The sequence below is a fragment of the Thermovibrio guaymasensis genome (assembly GCF_003633715.1).
Lineage (GTDB): Bacteria > Aquificota > Aquificia > Desulfurobacteriales > Desulfurobacteriaceae > Thermovibrio > Thermovibrio guaymasensis.
On sequence record NZ_RBIE01000001.1, the window covers coordinates 118,346 to 133,260 of the forward strand.

18 protein-coding genes are annotated in these 14,915 nt (G+C 43.6%); 14 read left to right on the plus strand and 4 right to left on the minus strand.

Features of this window, described 5'->3' with window-relative positions:
• Window positions 1-47: 47 nt before the first annotated feature.
• On the minus strand, window positions 48-2,198 hold the full coding sequence (locus C7457_RS00665) for a RelA/SpoT family protein (RefSeq protein ID WP_121169486.1): 2,151 nt from the start codon (window positions 2,196-2,198) through the stop codon (window positions 48-50).
• 65 nt (window positions 2,199-2,263) lie between these two features.
• Here C7457_RS00665 and murI point away from each other — a divergent pair, with 65 nt between their 5' ends.
• From murI to C7457_RS00700, 7 genes are all read left to right on the plus strand, one after another.
• A complete protein-coding gene (murI, locus tag C7457_RS00670; protein ID WP_121169488.1) occupies window positions 2,264-3,052 on the plus strand; it encodes a glutamate racemase in 789 nt (262 codons plus the stop codon).
• On the plus strand, window positions 3,042-3,749 hold the full coding sequence (rph, locus tag C7457_RS00675) for a ribonuclease PH (RefSeq protein WP_121170632.1): 708 nt from the start codon (window positions 3,042-3,044) through the stop codon (window positions 3,747-3,749). Before murI ends, rph begins: the two co-directional genes overlap by 11 nt.
• Window positions 3,746-4,339 carry an RdgB/HAM1 family non-canonical purine NTP pyrophosphatase gene (gene rdgB / locus C7457_RS00680; protein WP_121169489.1) on the plus strand — a complete coding sequence of 198 codons (594 nt, stop codon included), beginning with the start codon at window positions 3,746-3,748 and terminating at the stop codon, window positions 4,337-4,339. The genes rph and rdgB overlap by 4 nt, the downstream gene beginning before the upstream one ends.
• Window positions 4,333-4,584 carry a YggT family protein gene (locus C7457_RS00685; RefSeq protein WP_121169491.1) on the plus strand — a complete coding sequence of 84 codons (252 nt, stop codon included), beginning with the start codon at window positions 4,333-4,335 and terminating at the stop codon, window positions 4,582-4,584. The genes rdgB and C7457_RS00685 overlap by 7 nt, the downstream gene beginning before the upstream one ends.
• 1 nt (window position 4,585) lies before the next feature.
• Window positions 4,586-5,125: a DivIVA domain-containing protein gene (locus tag C7457_RS08875; RefSeq protein ID WP_121169492.1), complete on the plus strand. Its 540-nt coding sequence runs from the start codon at window positions 4,586-4,588 to the stop codon at window positions 5,123-5,125.
• Window positions 5,064-5,285, plus strand: a complete 222-nt coding sequence (locus tag C7457_RS00695) for a DUF167 domain-containing protein (protein ID WP_245939553.1) — start codon at window positions 5,064-5,066, stop codon at window positions 5,283-5,285. Before C7457_RS08875 ends, C7457_RS00695 begins: the two co-directional genes overlap by 62 nt.
• 77 nt (window positions 5,286-5,362) lie before the next feature.
• On the plus strand, window positions 5,363-5,662 hold the full coding sequence (locus C7457_RS00700; RefSeq protein WP_121169495.1) for an HU family DNA-binding protein: 300 nt from the start codon (window positions 5,363-5,365) through the stop codon (window positions 5,660-5,662).
• 30 nt (window positions 5,663-5,692) lie between these two features.
• Here the strand turns inward: C7457_RS00700 and lepB are convergent, their stop codons facing one another.
• A complete protein-coding gene (gene lepB / locus C7457_RS00705) occupies window positions 5,693-6,334 on the minus strand; it encodes a signal peptidase I (protein ID WP_245939554.1) in 642 nt (213 codons plus the stop codon).
• A 69-nt stretch (window positions 6,335-6,403) separates the two neighbouring features.
• Between lepB and C7457_RS00710 the strand changes: the two genes are divergently transcribed.
• From C7457_RS00710 to C7457_RS00740, 7 genes are read left to right on the plus strand one after another with little or no spacing between them, the layout of a single operon-like run.
• On the plus strand, window positions 6,404-7,093 hold the full coding sequence (locus C7457_RS00710; RefSeq protein WP_121169498.1) for a DUF481 domain-containing protein: 690 nt from the start codon (window positions 6,404-6,406) through the stop codon (window positions 7,091-7,093).
• Window positions 7,094-7,117: 24 nt separating this feature from the next.
• Window positions 7,118-7,636: a hypothetical protein gene (locus C7457_RS00715; protein ID WP_121169499.1), complete on the plus strand. Its 519-nt coding sequence runs from the start codon at window positions 7,118-7,120 to the stop codon at window positions 7,634-7,636.
• Window positions 7,620-10,061 carry a TIGR03960 family B12-binding radical SAM protein gene (locus C7457_RS00720; RefSeq protein WP_121169501.1) on the plus strand — a complete coding sequence of 814 codons (2,442 nt, stop codon included), beginning with the start codon at window positions 7,620-7,622 and terminating at the stop codon, window positions 10,059-10,061. The genes C7457_RS00715 and C7457_RS00720 overlap by 17 nt, the downstream gene beginning before the upstream one ends.
• Window positions 10,030-11,535 (plus strand): Rne/Rng family ribonuclease, encoded by a 1,506-nt coding sequence (locus tag C7457_RS00725; protein WP_121169502.1) that lies wholly within the window; start codon window positions 10,030-10,032, stop codon window positions 11,533-11,535. The genes C7457_RS00720 and C7457_RS00725 overlap by 32 nt, the downstream gene beginning before the upstream one ends.
• A gap of 49 nt (window positions 11,536-11,584) precedes the next feature.
• The gene (locus C7457_RS00730) at window positions 11,585-12,535 is read left to right on the plus strand and encodes an outer membrane protein assembly factor BamD (RefSeq protein ID WP_121169504.1); all 951 of its coding nucleotides are present in this window, start codon (window positions 11,585-11,587) and stop codon (window positions 12,533-12,535) included.
• Window positions 12,536-12,551: 16 nt separating this feature from the next.
• Complete coding sequence (rsfS, locus tag C7457_RS00735; RefSeq protein WP_121169505.1) at window positions 12,552-12,926, plus strand: ribosome silencing factor; 375 nt, start codon at window positions 12,552-12,554, stop codon at window positions 12,924-12,926.
• Window positions 12,916-13,350, plus strand: a complete 435-nt coding sequence (locus tag C7457_RS00740; protein ID WP_121169507.1) for a 23S rRNA (pseudouridine(1915)-N(3))-methyltransferase RlmH — start codon at window positions 12,916-12,918, stop codon at window positions 13,348-13,350. Before rsfS ends, C7457_RS00740 begins: the two co-directional genes overlap by 11 nt.
• Window positions 13,351-13,778: 428 nt before the next feature.
• Here the strand turns inward: C7457_RS00740 and mtnP are convergent, their stop codons facing one another.
• Window positions 13,779-14,633, minus strand: a complete 855-nt coding sequence (mtnP, locus tag C7457_RS00745) for an S-methyl-5'-thioadenosine phosphorylase (RefSeq protein WP_121169509.1) — start codon at window positions 14,631-14,633, stop codon at window positions 13,779-13,781.
• Window positions 14,634-14,642: 9 nt separating this feature from the next.
• Window positions 14,643-14,912 (minus strand): hypothetical protein, encoded by a 270-nt coding sequence (locus C7457_RS00750; RefSeq protein WP_121169510.1) that lies wholly within the window; start codon window positions 14,910-14,912, stop codon window positions 14,643-14,645.
• Window positions 14,913-14,915: the final 3 nt, after the last annotated feature.

A 14,915-nucleotide genomic window follows, 5' to 3' on the forward strand; every position in this document is an offset into this window, starting at 1 on the left:
AATTCCTCCTTGTCTGTTTTCTACTGGTAAAGATAGATGGAAAAGTATTAATGAACAACTCTCTTAATTTTTTTCCTGTGAACTCTCTTTGCAGATATTACACCTTTGACTCCCCTTACTGCTTTGAGGACCTGGTTGAACTCTTCCCTACTCTTTACTTGGAGGATGAAGTCAAGTACCGTTTTCTCGTTTGCCTTTCTAACCTTTATGTCAGCTATATTTATGTTGTGCTTTGAGATTACGGCGGATATTTCTGCTAGCATTCCGGGTTTATCAATAACCGATACCCTCAACTTTGCAGGGTACAGCTTCTCTGATGGGACGAAATTTACCTTAAGTATCTTCCCTGGAGAACTCTCCATAACCTGCCTTGCAACAAGGCAGTCTTTAGTGTGGATTACTATTCCCTTACCAGAGTTAACAACTCCAACAACCTCATCTCCTGGAAGTGGATGGCAACATTTTCCAAGGCTTACTGCCATGTTCTCTATTCCATCAACCTCTATTGCAACTTCACTCTTAATAGAGCTCTGCCTCCTCTTCTTCCTCTTCTCAACCGGAAGGCCTAGAAGCTTCCTAGCTGCAACGTCCGGTTCAACTTTCCCAAAGCCTACGTCAACTAAAAGTGAGTGAAGGTTTGAGTAGCCTAAAGGTTTTAGTTTCTCCTGTATCTCCTCTTCGTCTAGTGTGTTTAAGCTCTTTCCTGATAGCTTCCTAATGGCTTTGTCAACCAAGCTCTCTCCAAGTTTCCTTGCCCTTTCGTTTTCCTCTTTCCTGATAAAGGAACGGATTGCGTGGCGGGCTTTAGAAGTTTTAACGAAGTTGAGCCAATCTCTACTCGGTTTTTCCTCACTGCCGGTTATTATCTCAACTTTATCTCCGTTTTTAAGGGTATAGTTCAGTGGAACTAATTTGCCGTTAACTTTTGCAGCTCTACACTTGTGGCCGACAGAAGTATGGATTGCGTAGGCAAAGTCAACGGGAGTTGCTCCAACTGGAAGGGTTTTTATGTCCCCTTTCGGGGTGAATACGTATATGTTCTCACCGTAAAGGTCTGTTCTTACTGAGTTTATAAACTCTTTCGGATCCTTTTCCTCCTTAACCCATTCAAGAAGGTTTCTAAGCCAGATAAACCTCTCCTTTTCGCTCTCGCTGAGAGCTCCTCCCCCTTCCTTGTACTTCCAGTGGGCTGCGATTCCGAGTTCTGCAACTTGGTGCATCTCCCAAGTTCTTATCTGAAACTCTATGAACTGCCCTTTAGGACCTACAACTGTAGTGTGGAGGGACTGATACATGTTCGGCTTTGGAACAGCTATGTAGTCCTTTATCCTTCCAGGAACGGGAGTCCAGATGTGGTGGATTAAACCCATAACCTGATAGCAGTTACCTACCGTATCAGTTATTACCCTGATTCCTGCCACATCGTAGACTTCTTCAAAGGGTATTCCCTTTGTTACCATCTTCCGGTAAATACCGTAGATGTGCTTTATCCTCCACTGTATCTGTCCTTCTATTCCGTTCTTTTCCAGTTCCTCCCTTACTCGCTCTATTACCCCTTCAAGGTAGGGAAGTAGCTTCTTTTTCTTCTCTTTGACCTTTCTCTCTATTTCATAATAGGCATCGGGGTCTAGGTACTTGAGGGATAGGTCTTCAAGTTCGTTCTTTATCCTGTACATTCCCAGCCTGTTTGCAAGGGGAGCGTAGATTGTGAGCGTCTCTTTAGAATTCCTCAGCTGGCTCTCCCTCTTCATGTGTTGGAGCGTTCTCATATTGTGGAGCCTGTCTGCAAGTTTAACTATTAAAACCCTTATATCTTCAGCCAGAGAGATAAGTAGGTTCCTAAAGCTTTCAGCCTCCTTTTCCTCCTTACTCTGAAAGGAGTATCCTTCAAGCTTTGTTACTCCTTTTACTATAAACAGGACCTCTCTTCCAAACTCCCTTTCAATTTCCTCCTCCGTTGTATCCGTATCCTCAAGGGTGTCGTGAAGGAGACCTGCAACTATCGTTGGAACGTCCATCTTCAGTTCTGCTAAGATGTAAGCAACTTCTGCAGGGTGGGAAAAGAAAGGTTCTCCCGATTTCCTAAATTGGCCTTCGTGTTTTTTCTTTGCAAACTCGTAGGCCTTCTCAATAAGCTCTCCGTTAAAGTTGGGACGGTATTCCTTTACTTTATCTATAATTTCCTTACAGCTTCTCATAACTTTAACCCGATTAAATTTTTGTCTAACTTACTTAAATTAGTCCAGTACCTTCTGGAGAAGCAATGGCAGATAGAGCGATAGGGATTTTTGATTCCGGGGTTGGGGGGTTGACTGTTCTAAAGGCCATAAAAGACTTACTTCCCAGCGAGAACTTAATTTACTTTGGAGATACAGCTAGAGTTCCCTACGGGACTAAATCCCCCAGAACGATAATAAAGTACAGCATTCAAAATGCGAAACTCCTTGAGTCCTACAGTATAAAGATGTTGGTTGTTGCCTGTAATACTTCTAGTGCCCACGCTCTTGATATCCTTAAAGAGGAGTTTCCCTTTCCGGTAGTTGGGGTTGTCAAACCTGGAGCCAAGCTTGCAGTTTTTAGTTCTAAGGAAGGGAGAATAGGAGTAATTGGAACAGAGGCAACTATAAAGAGCCACGCCTACAGGAAGGAAATTGTCTCTTTAAATCCTTTTTGTGAAGTCTACGAAAAGTCCTGTCCTCTTTTGGTTCCCCTTATTGAAGAGGGTTGGCTTGACGATCCTGTGACGAGGGAAGTTGTTAAGAGGTACCTAGACGAACTTGTTGTTAAGGGAATAGACACGCTGGTCCTTGGATGTACCCACTATCCTCTTATAAAGGGTGTTATAGGGGAGCTCTATCCTGAGCTTAACCTTATTGATTCTGCCGTTGCAGTCGCTAAGGAGGTTGAGAGGAGTTTACCTGCTAAGAGGGAAGAAGGTATAGGTTCTGTGAAGATCCTCGTTAGTGACAGGACGGAGCGTTTTGAGAGAATAGCAAGGCTAATAATGGGAAGCGAAGTTGAAATTGAGGAGGTAAGTATTGATAAGGAGTGATGGAAGGAGGCCTGACCAGTTAAGGCCCGTAAATATTGTCCTTGACTACATAAAGTACGCAGAGGGTTCCTGTCTTATAGAGTTTGGAGATACGAAAGTAATCTGTACTGCGTCAGTTGAGGAGAAGGTTCCTCCCTTTTTAAGGGGGACGGGGCAGGGCTGGATAACGGCTGAATACTCAATGCTTCCGAGGGCTACAGTCCAGAGAACCGTCAGGGAGGCGGCAAAGGGGAAGTTGACGGGTAGAACCCAGGAGATACAGAGGTTGATCGGCCGTTCTTTGAGGAGCGCTGTTGACCTTTCGCGCCTTGGTGAAATTACCCTTTGGATAGACTGTGACGTCATTCAGGCCGACGGAGGGACGAGGACTGCTTCAGTAACCGGCGCTTTCGTTGCCCTTTATAGAGCTCTCCAGAGAATTGATAAGCTGGAAGCTGTTAATTTGTTCGTTGCTGCCGTTAGCGTTGGAATAGTTGATGGAGTTCTCCTTTTAGATTTAAACTACGAGGAGGACTCAAAGGCTGAAGTTGATATGAACGTTGTTATGAACGAAAGGGGAGAGTTTGCCGAAATCCAAGGAACCGGCGAGGGTAGGACTTTTACTAGAAGTGAGCTTGATAACCTCCTTGAGCTCGCCTCAAAGGGAATAGGGAAGCTTATACAGAAGCAGAAGGAAGTTTTGGAGGTTGGAAGTTGAGGATAGTTTTTGCTACTACCAACTTGGGAAAGGTTAGAGAAGTTCAGGAGGCCTTAAAGGAGTTTGGAATAGAGGTTGTTCCCTTAGAGAAGGGAAAGGTTCCTCCTCCGGACGAGAAAGGAAACACTTTCTGTGAAAATGCTTATCAGAAGGCCGATTACTATGCTAGAGTCCTAAAGCAGCCGGTTTTGGCAGAGGACTCAGGTCTTGAAGTTGATGCCCTTGGAGGGAAACCTGGGGTTTACTCCTCAAGGTTTGCAGGGGAAGAGGCTACCGATGAAGAGAATAACAGGAAGTTGATAGAGGAGTTAAAGAAGCTCGGACTTAACTCCTCCCCTGCCAGGTATGTCTCTTTTCTATTTCTAGCCTTTCCTGAAGGTATGGGGCTCTGGAGTAGGGGAAAGGTTGAGGGTAAGGTGATAACTGAACTGAGGGGAAAGGGAGGCTTTGGCTATGACCCTCTTTTCGTTCCAGAGGGTTATGAAAAGACTATGGCGGAGCTCCCCCTAGAGGAGAAGAATAGAATCTCCCACAGGGGAGAGGCCGTTAGGAAGCTTGTAAAGTTAATTAGAGAGGTGAAATCTTGGTAGAGGTTGTTAAGAATTTCCTTCACTATCTGATTGAAGGACTGGTCTGGTTCATTATTCTTGGCTCTCTTTTAACTTTCATACCTCCTCATAAGAGGAACAGCCTCATTAACTCGGTTATAGAGCTCCTTGATTACCTACTCTCTCCTATTAGGAAGGTAGTTCCTCCGGTAAGTGGAATAGACTTTAGTCCTTTGGTTGCTATAATCTTCTTACAGTTGATAGATAGTTTAATTAGAGGGCTTTAATATGGAAGAACAAACAGGGAAGGAAAAGAAAAGGGTCTTTACTCCGTCAGAAATAAGGAATAAGGAGTTCAGTAAAAAGCTCTTTGGTTACGATCCAGACGAAGTTGATAGCTTCCTTGTAGAGATTGCAAACGCCTATCAGGAGCTCCTTAAAGAGATAGAAAAGTTGAAAGTCAGTACGCCTGAGTATAAAACGAAGGAGCTTGTAGAGAGGGCTAAGAAAGAGATTGAGAAGATAGTTGAGGAGAAGAGGAAGGAGAAGGAGTTCCTTGAAAAGGAAAAGAGGACCCTTGAGCTTGAGATTGAGAAGTTAAGGTTTACACAGAAGACTATGTACGATAGGCTTAAAATAGCCATAATAGATATGACCAAAATCTTAGAGGAGCTTAAAAGGGATGCTTCAGGTCAGAAGGAGGAAGGAAGGGATAGAGATAGAGGTGAAGTTGCAGCCCAAGGCTTCCAGGAACAGAGTAGAGAAGGTGGAAGCGGGGAGGCTGAAGGTAAAGGTGACGGTTCCTCCGGAAGGGGGGAAGGCAAATAAAGCCTTGATAGAGCTCCTTTCAAAAGAGTTGAAAGTTCCTAAAAGTTCAATCTCAATAGTTTCAGGTCAGACCAGTAGGGTAAAGAGAGTTTTAATTGAAGATATTGATTTTGCGTATTTGCAAAAGAAGTTAGGGGTAGAAGTAGAAGAAATCTCTTGACAATGAAGGACTTTAATTGTATTTTCAAGTTAAAGTCTTGAAACACTTGACTTAAACTAATATAAGGAGGGAGCGGCATGACAAAGAGTGAACTTGTAGCCGCAATGGCAGAGAGAGCGGGAATCAGGAAGAAAGATTCCGAGGCAGCTCTCAACGCCTTTATTGAGGTGGTTACTGAGGCCCTCAAGAAGGGTGACAAGGTAGAGATTAGGGGCTTTGGAACCTTCCTCATGAAGGAGAGGGCTCCTAGGGTTGCTAGGAATCCTAAGACAGGTGAAAAGGTTGAGGTTCCTGCTAAGCTCGTTCCTGCCTTCAAGCCAGGAAAGGACCTTAAAGAGGCTACAGAAAAAGAGCTAAAGAAGAAAAAGAGGAAGTAAGGTTTAAGGGGGATTTCCCCCTCTTTTAATTTAATTTATTATTTTGAATAACCTGTTAAACCTTGGTAAGTGTTTCTGGCCGTCCCAGGAAAAGAATATAATCCTAGCAATTCCTACTATCTTATCTCTGTCAACAAATCCCCAGTACCTGCTGTCGTAGCTGTTGTTCCTGTTATCTCCCATCATAAAGTACTTTCCTTTGGGAACTACAAACACTTCTGTGTTGTCTCCCTGAATTCCAGTCTTTAAGATTAGGTGCTTTTTCACACCTCCTTCCCTTTTGGGTAGGAACTCGTAGTAGAGGTTTCCCTTGTAGAAGTTTCCTTTTTCCTCGTAGGAGTAGTTGCCTACGAATTGATACTTACAGGGTTTATCGTTAATGTAAAGTTTTCCGTTCTTAACCTGAACCTTGTCGCCGGGAACTCCAACAATTCTCTTTACGTAGTAGACATCTTCGTTTAGGGGGAAGTGAAATACGACTACGTCTCCCCTTTCAGGTTCTCTAAAGTGGTAGGTAACTTTGTCAACTAAGATGAAGTCTCCCACAAGGAGGGTCGGAATCATTGAACCTGAAGGAATGTGGAAAGACTGGACTATGAAAGTTCTGATAATGAGGGCCAATATTAGGGCAATTGCAAAAGATTTAAGGTTTTCATAGATTTTCTTACCCAAGTAAGAGACCTCCATGAAGTTTGCAAAATTATACCCTTATGTTTCTAAGAGAGTGAAAGGAGTTTTCCCATGAAGAAAACTATTTTGTTCCTTTGTCTCTTTACTCTCTTTCCTAAAGTTTCTTTAGGTTCGGGGGAATTTACACTGTCTTTTACGCAGACCTCGGGAAACAGCGGCACCAATACTCTGGCAGTTTCTTATCAGCTAAATAGGGAGCTATCCAGGTGGAAGTTTTCCTCAAGGGGAGATTACCTATACAAAGAAGATGACGGAGAAGAGACGTCTAACAAGCTGAACTTAGAAGGAACGGTTGGGAGGAAATTTAAAGACAAATTCTTTTTGGAGTTCTACGGGTTTATCTTCAGAGACCCTTTTTCAGGGTACGACTTTAGAGGCGGTTTAGGACCTGGTCTATCCTGGAGAATAAGTGAGAATTTAACGGTTTCTGGAAGTTTCACTTATACCTACAATAACTACTCGGCAGGAGAGAGCTCTACCTACTCTCAGGCTGAACTAAAAGGAAATTACTTTAAGAAGTTAACTTCTAGTCTTCTATTTGAGCAGAGTCTATCGTACCAGGTTTCCTTTAAGGATAAGGATGACTACTTCCTCCACTCAAGGACAACTTTTAAAGTGCCTTTTGGTTCAAACCTATCCTTGAACCTATCCTACAGAGTAGATTACCAAAACCTCCTTCCAGACGATGCTGAGTATCATACCGATAGGACTTTCCTGCTTGGAGTAAGCTATAGTTTTTAAAATAAAAAATATTTGGAGTGATTGATGGGAATTTTCCTGTTTCTGATAGTATTCCTCCTATTAATTCTCTTCTTTACTCTCGTAAAGGGAAAAGAGGTGGAAAGTAATGAAAAGCTTGAACTTAGGGGGCTTGACGGTTCAAGCCTTATTTTCACTCAAAGTGGTGTAACTTACGCCGGAAAGGACGGGGTAAAGTTTTTCTCCTCTTCTGCCATTAAAAGGTTTTCCATAGAGAGGGACGGAGAGAACTTTGTCATAGTAGTCTCTGACGGAACTCAGGAAGTTAGAGTTCCTGTTTCTTCCGATGAAGTGAGAAAGCTCTTTAGGGAGAAAAGCCCTTCAAGTCACGTTCTTGAACCACTTTTCCCTTACCTTCCAGTTTTAAGCGGGTTTACCGCTGGCCTATTGTTGGGAACTCTACTTGAACGCCCGCCTGTGATAGTTGAGGAAGGTAGTGATAGTAAAGGTTCGGAGAGGGATTTAAATTCACCTGATAGCGATTACTTTGATACTGAAGAGTGGTTTGATGACGATGAGTTTTAGCTTTAAGGATAGGATACTAGAGAGTTTAACGGACCTTTACAGAGTAAAGAAACCTGCTTCCTACCTCCCTTTGGAGCTTAATTTGAGAGCTCCCAGATTTGAGGAGAGGGAAGTTCGTTTTGTTATCTCTTATCCGGACCTCTATGAGGTAGGTTCTTCACACATCGGAGGGAAAATCCTCTACCACCTTGTAAACTCAACCGATTTTGCCCTTATGCACAGGGCTTACCTACCAAGGCCCGATATGCAGGCCTTTATGAAGGAAAGGGGAATTTCCCTTTATACTCTGGAAGAGCTTAGGCCGGTTAGGGACTACAACCTTTGGGGCTTTTCCTTTTCATCAGAGCTTACTTACACGAACGCTTTAAAGCTCCTTGAGCTTGCAGGAGTTCCCATTTACTCTGAAGAGAGGGAAGGTTGGAACTTTCCGGTTGTCTTTGCAGGAGGACCCTGCGTCTACAACCCAGTTCCCCTTTCTCCCTTCTTTGACCTCTTCTCCATTGGTGACGGTGAGGAAACGCTAGTTGAACTGGGAAGACTCTACAGGGATATAAAGAGAAGTGGAGGGAGTAGGGAGGATTTCCTGAGGGAGGCAAGGAAGGTAAGGGGAGTTTGGGTTCCAAAGTTTGGAAGGCATCCAGTTAAGAAGGCTGTTTTCGCTAAAGTTCCAGAAGGTTTTTACCATACTTCTCCCCCCGTTCCTACGGTTGAAACGACCCAAGATAGGATTGCAGTTGAGGCAGCAAGGGGCTGTTTGAGAGGGTGTAGGTTCTGTCAGGCCGGATACGTGTACAGGCCCTACAGGGAGAGAGATGAAAAGCTTGTAAAGAGATTGATTGAGGAGACTTTCAGGAATACAGGTTATGAAGAGGCTTCACTGTCTGCCCTTTCAATTTCCGACCACAGCCGCTTTAACACCCTCGTTCCTGAAGTTATGGAGGTTTGCTACAGAGAGATGATTTCCCTCTCCCTTCCTTCAATGAGGGTTAAGGGCTTTAACCCTGATCTGGCCTCTCAGATAATGCAGGTTAAGAAAACGGGCTTTACACTTGCTCCAGAGGTCGGTTCAGACCGGCTTAGGAGGATAATAAATAAGGATTTAACCAACGAGGATCTCTTTAGGGCAGTTGAGGGACTCTTTAGCCGAGGTTGGAACAGAATCAAGCTCTACTTTATGATTGGCCTTCCCTTTGAGGAGTGGGAGGATATTGAGGCCCTCGTTGATATGCTGTGGCAGGTTCATAAGATCGGAAGGAGGTACAGAGGGAGAAAACACCTTGCAGCTGGAATTTCAATTTTTGTTCCAAAACCCTTTACTCCTTTCCAGTGGGAACCTTTTTCCCTTGAAGAGGAGGTAACTGAGAAAATCTCCTTTATAAAGAGGAAGGCTCCTAAGAGCTTTACCTTAAGGTTTCACGATTACAGACAGTCAACTGTAGAGGCCCTACTAACAAGGGGTGGAGAGGGGGTATCAAGGCTTATTTTTGAAGCTTACAGGTTAGGGTGCCAGCTTGACGGTTGGGATGAGTACTTTAACTGGGAGAGCTGGACAGGGGCTTTTGATAGGAGCGGAATTGACCTAAACAGGGAGCTTGGAAGGAGGAGTTTAGAAGAGGAGCTCCCCTGGGACTTTATTGAAGGAGTGGTAAAGAAAGAGTTTTTAATAAGGGAGCTTGATAGGGCAAGGAGGGAGCTCTGGACTCCAGACTGCCGTATTGTTGGATGCCACGCCTGCGGAGCCTGTACTCCGGAGGAGATAAGGAAACTAAAGGACTACCCTATACCTGAGAAAATAGAGTTCAAAGTTCCTCCAAGGCCGAAAAGGGAGTTCCCTCTTAAGAGAAAAGTTGCACTGATTTTTGAAAAGAGGGGATTTTCCAGGTTCCTATCCCTCCTTGACCTTACAAGGGCATTTACGAGGACCTTTAGGAAGTTTAAAGTTCCTCTAAGGTACTCTCAAGGTTTTAACCCTCACCCGAAAATTAACATCCTCCTCGGCCTTCCCGTTGGTGTTGAAGGTCTAGGGGAAATTGTTGAGTTAGAGCTTACAGAGGAGAGCTTTGACTTTGACGGTTTAATAGAGGAATCTGTTAAGTTCCTCCCTGAGGGGTTAAAGTTTAAGTCTTTTGTTGACTTAGACTTAAAGGAGACTCTCCTAAAGAGAATAGAGAGAGTAACTTATTTAATTGAACCTAAGGGAGATTTTAACCTTGACCCTCTAAGGGCAGAAAGGGGAGTTACGAGGAAGGGTAAAGAGGTAGTACTTAAAGACTGGATTTTAGACTTGGACAGGGAAGACGGAAGGTTAAGGATTGATGTTAAAGTTTTAAATGGAAATACTTTAAACGTTCAGGATATACTAAACTTAATTGGGCTTGACTTGGGAAGCGCAGATGTTGTTAGGAAAGAACTCTACCCCGTCTAAACAGATTCTCATAAATGCCCTTACAAAGGAAGTGAGGATTGCCCTCCTTGAAGAGGGACAGTTAACGGAGTTTTACGTTGAAAGGAAGGAAAAGAGGGGAATAGTCGGGAACATCTATAAGGGTAAGGTCTCAAAAATTGTTCCCGCCGTTCAGGCTGGCTTTGTTGATATAGGCCTTTCAAAGAAAGCCTTTTTGTACGTTAAGGAGGCTATAAGCTTTCAGTTTGAGGATGAAGAGTTTGACGTTGAAGGGGAGGAGTTGGAGCTCCCACCTGTTGAGGAAGTCCTCTCTGAAGGTCAGGAGCTTTTAGTTCAGGTCATAAAGGAGCCAATAGGTACCAAAGGGCCGAGAGTTACAACTAACATAACTATTCCAGGTCACTACCTCGTTCTACTTCCAACTATAAATAAGGTCGGCCTTTCAAGGAGAATTACTAACGAGGAAGAGAGGGAAAGGTTAAGGAAAATTGCACACGGGATAAAGCCTCCTGAGTATGGAATCATAGTTAGAACTGCGGCTGAAGGAGCTACAGAGGAAGAGCTTAAGAGGGATTTAAACTACCTCCTTAAAGTTTGGGAAGGATTAAGGGAGAAGGCAGAGAAGAGGCCTCCTCCTTCCCTCCTCTATCAAGACCTTGAAATCGTTCCTAAAACCTTAAGGGACCTTTTAACTGAGGACGTTAGTGAGGTGATAATAGACTCTCCAGCTGAGTACGAAAGGGCCCTTTCCTTTGCTAAGGCCTTTATCCCTAAACTTGCCGGCAGAATAAAGCTCTACAAGGGGGAAATTCCCCTTTTTGAGAAGTTTCACGTTGAGGATGCGATAGAGAAAGCTCTTTCCCGAAAAGTTTACCTTCCAGGGGGCGGTTACATAGTAATAGATGAGACTGAAGCCCTAGTTTCAATAGACGTAAACAGTGGAAAGTTTAAAAAGAGTAACTCCATTGAGGAGACAGCCCTTGAGATAAACCTTAAAGCTGCAAAAGAGATAGCCAGGCAGCTCCGTTTGAGGGATATAGGAGGGATAATAGTTATAGACTTTATAGACCTTAAAAAACCTGAAAATAAGGAGCTCCTCCTTGAGACCTTAGCAAGGGAGCTCAGTAAAGACAGGGCGAGGACGAAGATAGTAAGCATGTCTGACCTTGGACTTGTTGAGATGACCAGGAAGAGGGTTAAAAAGAGCCTGGGTAAAACCTTAACTATGACCTGTCCTTATTGTGAGGGAAGGGGAAGGGTTAAGTCCCTTGAGACTGTTGCCTTTGAGGTTGAAAGGGAAATCCTAAGAGTCTTAAAGACTAGCTTTAAGAACACTCGTACTATTAGGGTTTACGTAAACCCTATGGTCCACGATAAGCTCAAGAATGAAGAGCAGGAGGTTCTCGGTAGAATCTCAGAGCTCTACGGTATAGAGATAAAGGTTGTTCCCGTTGAACACTATCACATAGAGAAGTATCAGATATCAAGGAGTTAGCTGTGCTATATTAATGGCTGTGCTATGAATAAGCTTAGAGAGGAGTTTAATGAGGAAGTTTATTTTAGGAATTTCTGTTTTACTTGCCCTTGCTTCCTGTGAGAGGATTCCCCAAACGGCACAGGAGCAGTACAGGAAGGGAATAGAGGCTGCTTCAAAGGAGGACTGGGGAAAGGCTAAGTTCCTCCTTGAGAAGGCCTTAAGTGGGGAGCTCTCTCCTAAGGAGCAGGAGATTGCAAAGATAGCCCTTGCAGATTCTTACTTTAACGATGGAGACTACGAAAACGCAGCCCTTAATTATGAAGAATTTCTGGAGCTCTACCCGGCGTCACCAAGGGCTAAGGATGCCCTCTTTAGGTTGGGAGTGTGTTATTTAAACTTAACAAAAGGGCCTGAGTGGGACGTTACATTTGCGAAGAAGGCTTACAACATCTTCAGTGACTTTATTGAGCGCTACCCTTCAGACCTCAGGGTTGATAAGGCTAAGGAGTATCGGAAAATTGCAAGGAAAATACTTGCTGAGCATCAAATTTACATAGCCGGAACCTACGACATGCTGAGGAAATTTACTGCCTCCATTCAGCGTTACCAGAAGGTAAAGAGAGAGTACTGGGACGTTGAGAGTCCCGACAGGATGGGCTATCTCATTGGAAGGGCTTACTATTACACTCCTCTTCAGGCAAAAGAGGAGATTGACAGGTTAAAAGATCACCTTAAGTCCGAAAAGGAGAGATTAAAGTCTGACGACCCTGATGAAAGGAGGGTAGCAAAGAATAGAATAGATTTAATAGAGAAGGATATAAAGAGGTGGAAAGAGATTGCAAAGCTTAACAGGGAGAAGGGTAGAGAGATTCTCTCTCAAGTTGCTAAGAAGTATCCTAACTCTCCCTACGGGGTAAAAGCCCTTGAGATACTTAACGGGAAGGAACACCTTGAAGTAGAGCCTGTAATTAACCCAATTAAGCGTTCAATTTGGTGGAAGATAAAGGAAACCATTTAGAGGAGGAGGTAAAAGGTTGGACAGTCTTGAGAAAGTAAAGCTTGCCCTAAAGACGGCCCTTGATAAGAAGGCTGAAAACCCTGTTGTTATAGACCTTAGAGGTTTAAGCTCTCTGGCAGATTTCTTCGTTATCCTTACGGCTTCCTCCGACGTTCACGGAAGGACCATTGCCGATGAGATTAGGAAGAAGTTTAAAGAGAAAGGAATTCTTCCGGTAAGCTTTGAGGGTTACGAAAACGCTAACTGGATTTTGATGGACTTTGGAGACGTAATAGTTCACATATTTAAGCCTGAGTTCAGGGAGCTCTACAACCTTGAGAGTCTATGGCTTGACGCTCCAAAGTTGGAGGTTGCTCAACTACTGCCTGAAGAAGTAAAGGATGAAGCTTAAGGTTGTAGCCGTTGGAAAGATAGCTCCTCACTTTAAGGAAGCTCAGGAGCTTTACCTTAGGAAGGTTCGTAACTTAGAGGTTGTTGAGGTAAGGAAGGGGAAGAGTAAGGAGGAGGAGGGGGAAAGGTTACTCTCAAAGGCAAAGGGTTTTGTAGTTGCCCTTGATGAGAGGGGGAAGGAGTTAAATTCAAGGGAATTTGCCCAATTGGTCAGTGCCCATTCAAACCTATCTTTCTTGATTGGCGGTGCAGACGGCCTTTCTGAAGAAGTAAAGAGAAGGGCAAATTTCCTCCTCTCCCTTTCAAGACTGACTCTTCAGCACGACGTTGCCCGTATAGTTCTACTTGAACAGCTCTTTAGAGCTCAGGAGATAAACAGGGGAAGCCCCTACCACAGAGATTGGGGAAAAGGGGATGGGGCTTAAGAAAAGTACTGTGATAAAATCGTAGTTGGTTCTTTGAAAGATGAATATGGAAAGGGGTGTTTTTCAATAAGTATTAGGTTATTCTAAAATTACGATAGATAAAGCCTTGGTTTTTAATGCTTTGAAGGGTATTTGGCAAAAAGTATTTCTCCGTAAGGAACTTTAGATAATTATGAAAAACTGTCTGATTTGAAACGCAAGAAAGACAACGTATAACAAAAAGTGCTGTTGAAATGCCCTAAAAAGTGGAAGGGATTGCGACTGTTCTTGATATTGAACCCTTACTGGTACAGTAATAGTAATGTTGAAAAGCCCTAAAAAGTGAAAGGGATTGCGACTTGGATATTCTTTGCTTTACTCTCTTAAAGGTTTTTGCGATTTTGGTATTGTTGGTTTTTTTTGTAAAGGGGGCAAAAAGCCCCCCAGTTTTAAATCCTGTCTTTTAGAAGGAGCCAAAGCCTTTTCTTTACTTCCTCGCTTATGAACTCCGGCTTTGTTTGTATTGCTCCAACTAGAGCAGTTTTGGCAGGTGAGTTTTCAATGTCTTCCGGTTTGATTGTCTCAATTACCCTCTTGAGCATCTTCTTAGCATTTTCAATGTTCCTTGCCATTGTTTGTAGAACCTTTTCTACGTTAACTTCCTCTCCCTCTTTCCATACGTCGTAGTCGGTTGCAAGGGCAACTGCGGAGTAAGGAATTTCTGCTTCCCTTGCTAGTTTAGCCTCAGGAATGTTCGTCATTCCGATAACGTCAACTCCCCAGCTCCTGTAGATCTTTGATTCGGCCTTTGTTGAGAATTGGGGACCTTCAATGCATATGTAAGTTCCCTCTCTGTGAACGGGAATACCTTCAGCGATGCAGGCTTCGTGGACTACTTTATTTAGGTATGGACATGTTGGAGTGTCAAAGGGTATGTGGGCAACTATTCCGTTTCCAAAGAAGGTAGAAGGTCTATTCTTAGTTCTGTCAAAGTACTGGGTAACAATTACGAAGTCTCCAGGTTTAATTTCTTCCCTCATTGAACCTACGGCACTTACAGAAATTATGCAGTCAACTCCAAGCATCTTAAAACCGTAGATATTTGCCCTGTACGGAACTTCCGATGGTAGGTAAACGTGCCCCCTTCCGTGGCGTGGAAGGAAGTAAACTTCCTTATCTCCGAGTTTTCCGTAAATGTAGGCATCGGAGGGTTCTCCAAATGGAGTTTCAAGCCTTATTTCCTTTACCTCTTTTAAACCTTCAATGTTGTAAAGGCCACTTCCGCCTATTACTCCAATCTTCATTTTCCCTCCTTATTTAAGTTTTACAATTGTTCCCATTCCCCAAACGTTTATCACTTTGTCTCCGTCTTTGTCCGTTCCTTCTAGAATCTTGATAGTTATGTTCTTCACTCCGTCTGCTTGAAGTTGCCTCGCCTGCTCTTCAAGCATTGAGACTACTCTCATAACGGGGTCTATCGGGAGCTCCCCGTTAAACCAAGTTTTCTGTTTCTGCTGGGCAAAAGCGTAGGCAATGTTTACAATCTCGTGGGGCTCGTTTATTTCCCCAAATGATAGAACCATACC

Excerpts from the sequence above, each read along its gene's own strand:
- C7457_RS00750 (WP_121169510.1), bottom strand. The coding sequence starts at position 14,912 with ATGGTTCTATCATTTGGGGAAATAAACGAGCCCCACGAGATTGTAAAC.
- C7457_RS00730 (WP_121169504.1), top strand. The coding sequence starts at position 11,585 with ATGAGGAAGTTTATTTTAGGAATTTCTGTTTTACTTGCCCTTGCTTCC.
- mtnP (WP_121169509.1), bottom strand. The coding sequence starts at position 14,633 with ATGAAGATTGGAGTAATAGGCGGAAGTGGCCTTTACAACATTGAAGGT.
- C7457_RS00725 (WP_121169502.1), top strand. The coding sequence starts at position 10,030 with ATGTTGTTAGGAAAGAACTCTACCCCGTCTAAACAGATTCTCATAAAT.
- C7457_RS00700 (WP_121169495.1), top strand. The coding sequence starts at position 5,363 with ATGACAAAGAGTGAACTTGTAGCCGCAATGGCAGAGAGAGCGGGAATC.
- C7457_RS00710 (WP_121169498.1), top strand. The coding sequence starts at position 6,404 with ATGAAGAAAACTATTTTGTTCCTTTGTCTCTTTACTCTCTTTCCTAAA.
- C7457_RS00720 (WP_121169501.1), top strand. The coding sequence starts at position 7,620 with ATGACGATGAGTTTTAGCTTTAAGGATAGGATACTAGAGAGTTTAACG.
- C7457_RS00665 (WP_121169486.1), bottom strand. The coding sequence starts at position 2,198 with ATGAGAAGCTGTAAGGAAATTATAGATAAAGTAAAGGAATACCGTCCC.
- murI (WP_121169488.1), top strand. The coding sequence starts at position 2,264 with ATGGCAGATAGAGCGATAGGGATTTTTGATTCCGGGGTTGGGGGGTTG.
- C7457_RS00715 (WP_121169499.1), top strand. The coding sequence starts at position 7,118 with ATGGGAATTTTCCTGTTTCTGATAGTATTCCTCCTATTAATTCTCTTC.
- C7457_RS00740 (WP_121169507.1), top strand. The coding sequence starts at position 12,916 with ATGAAGCTTAAGGTTGTAGCCGTTGGAAAGATAGCTCCTCACTTTAAG.
- C7457_RS08875 (WP_121169492.1), top strand. The coding sequence starts at position 4,586 with ATGGAAGAACAAACAGGGAAGGAAAAGAAAAGGGTCTTTACTCCGTCA.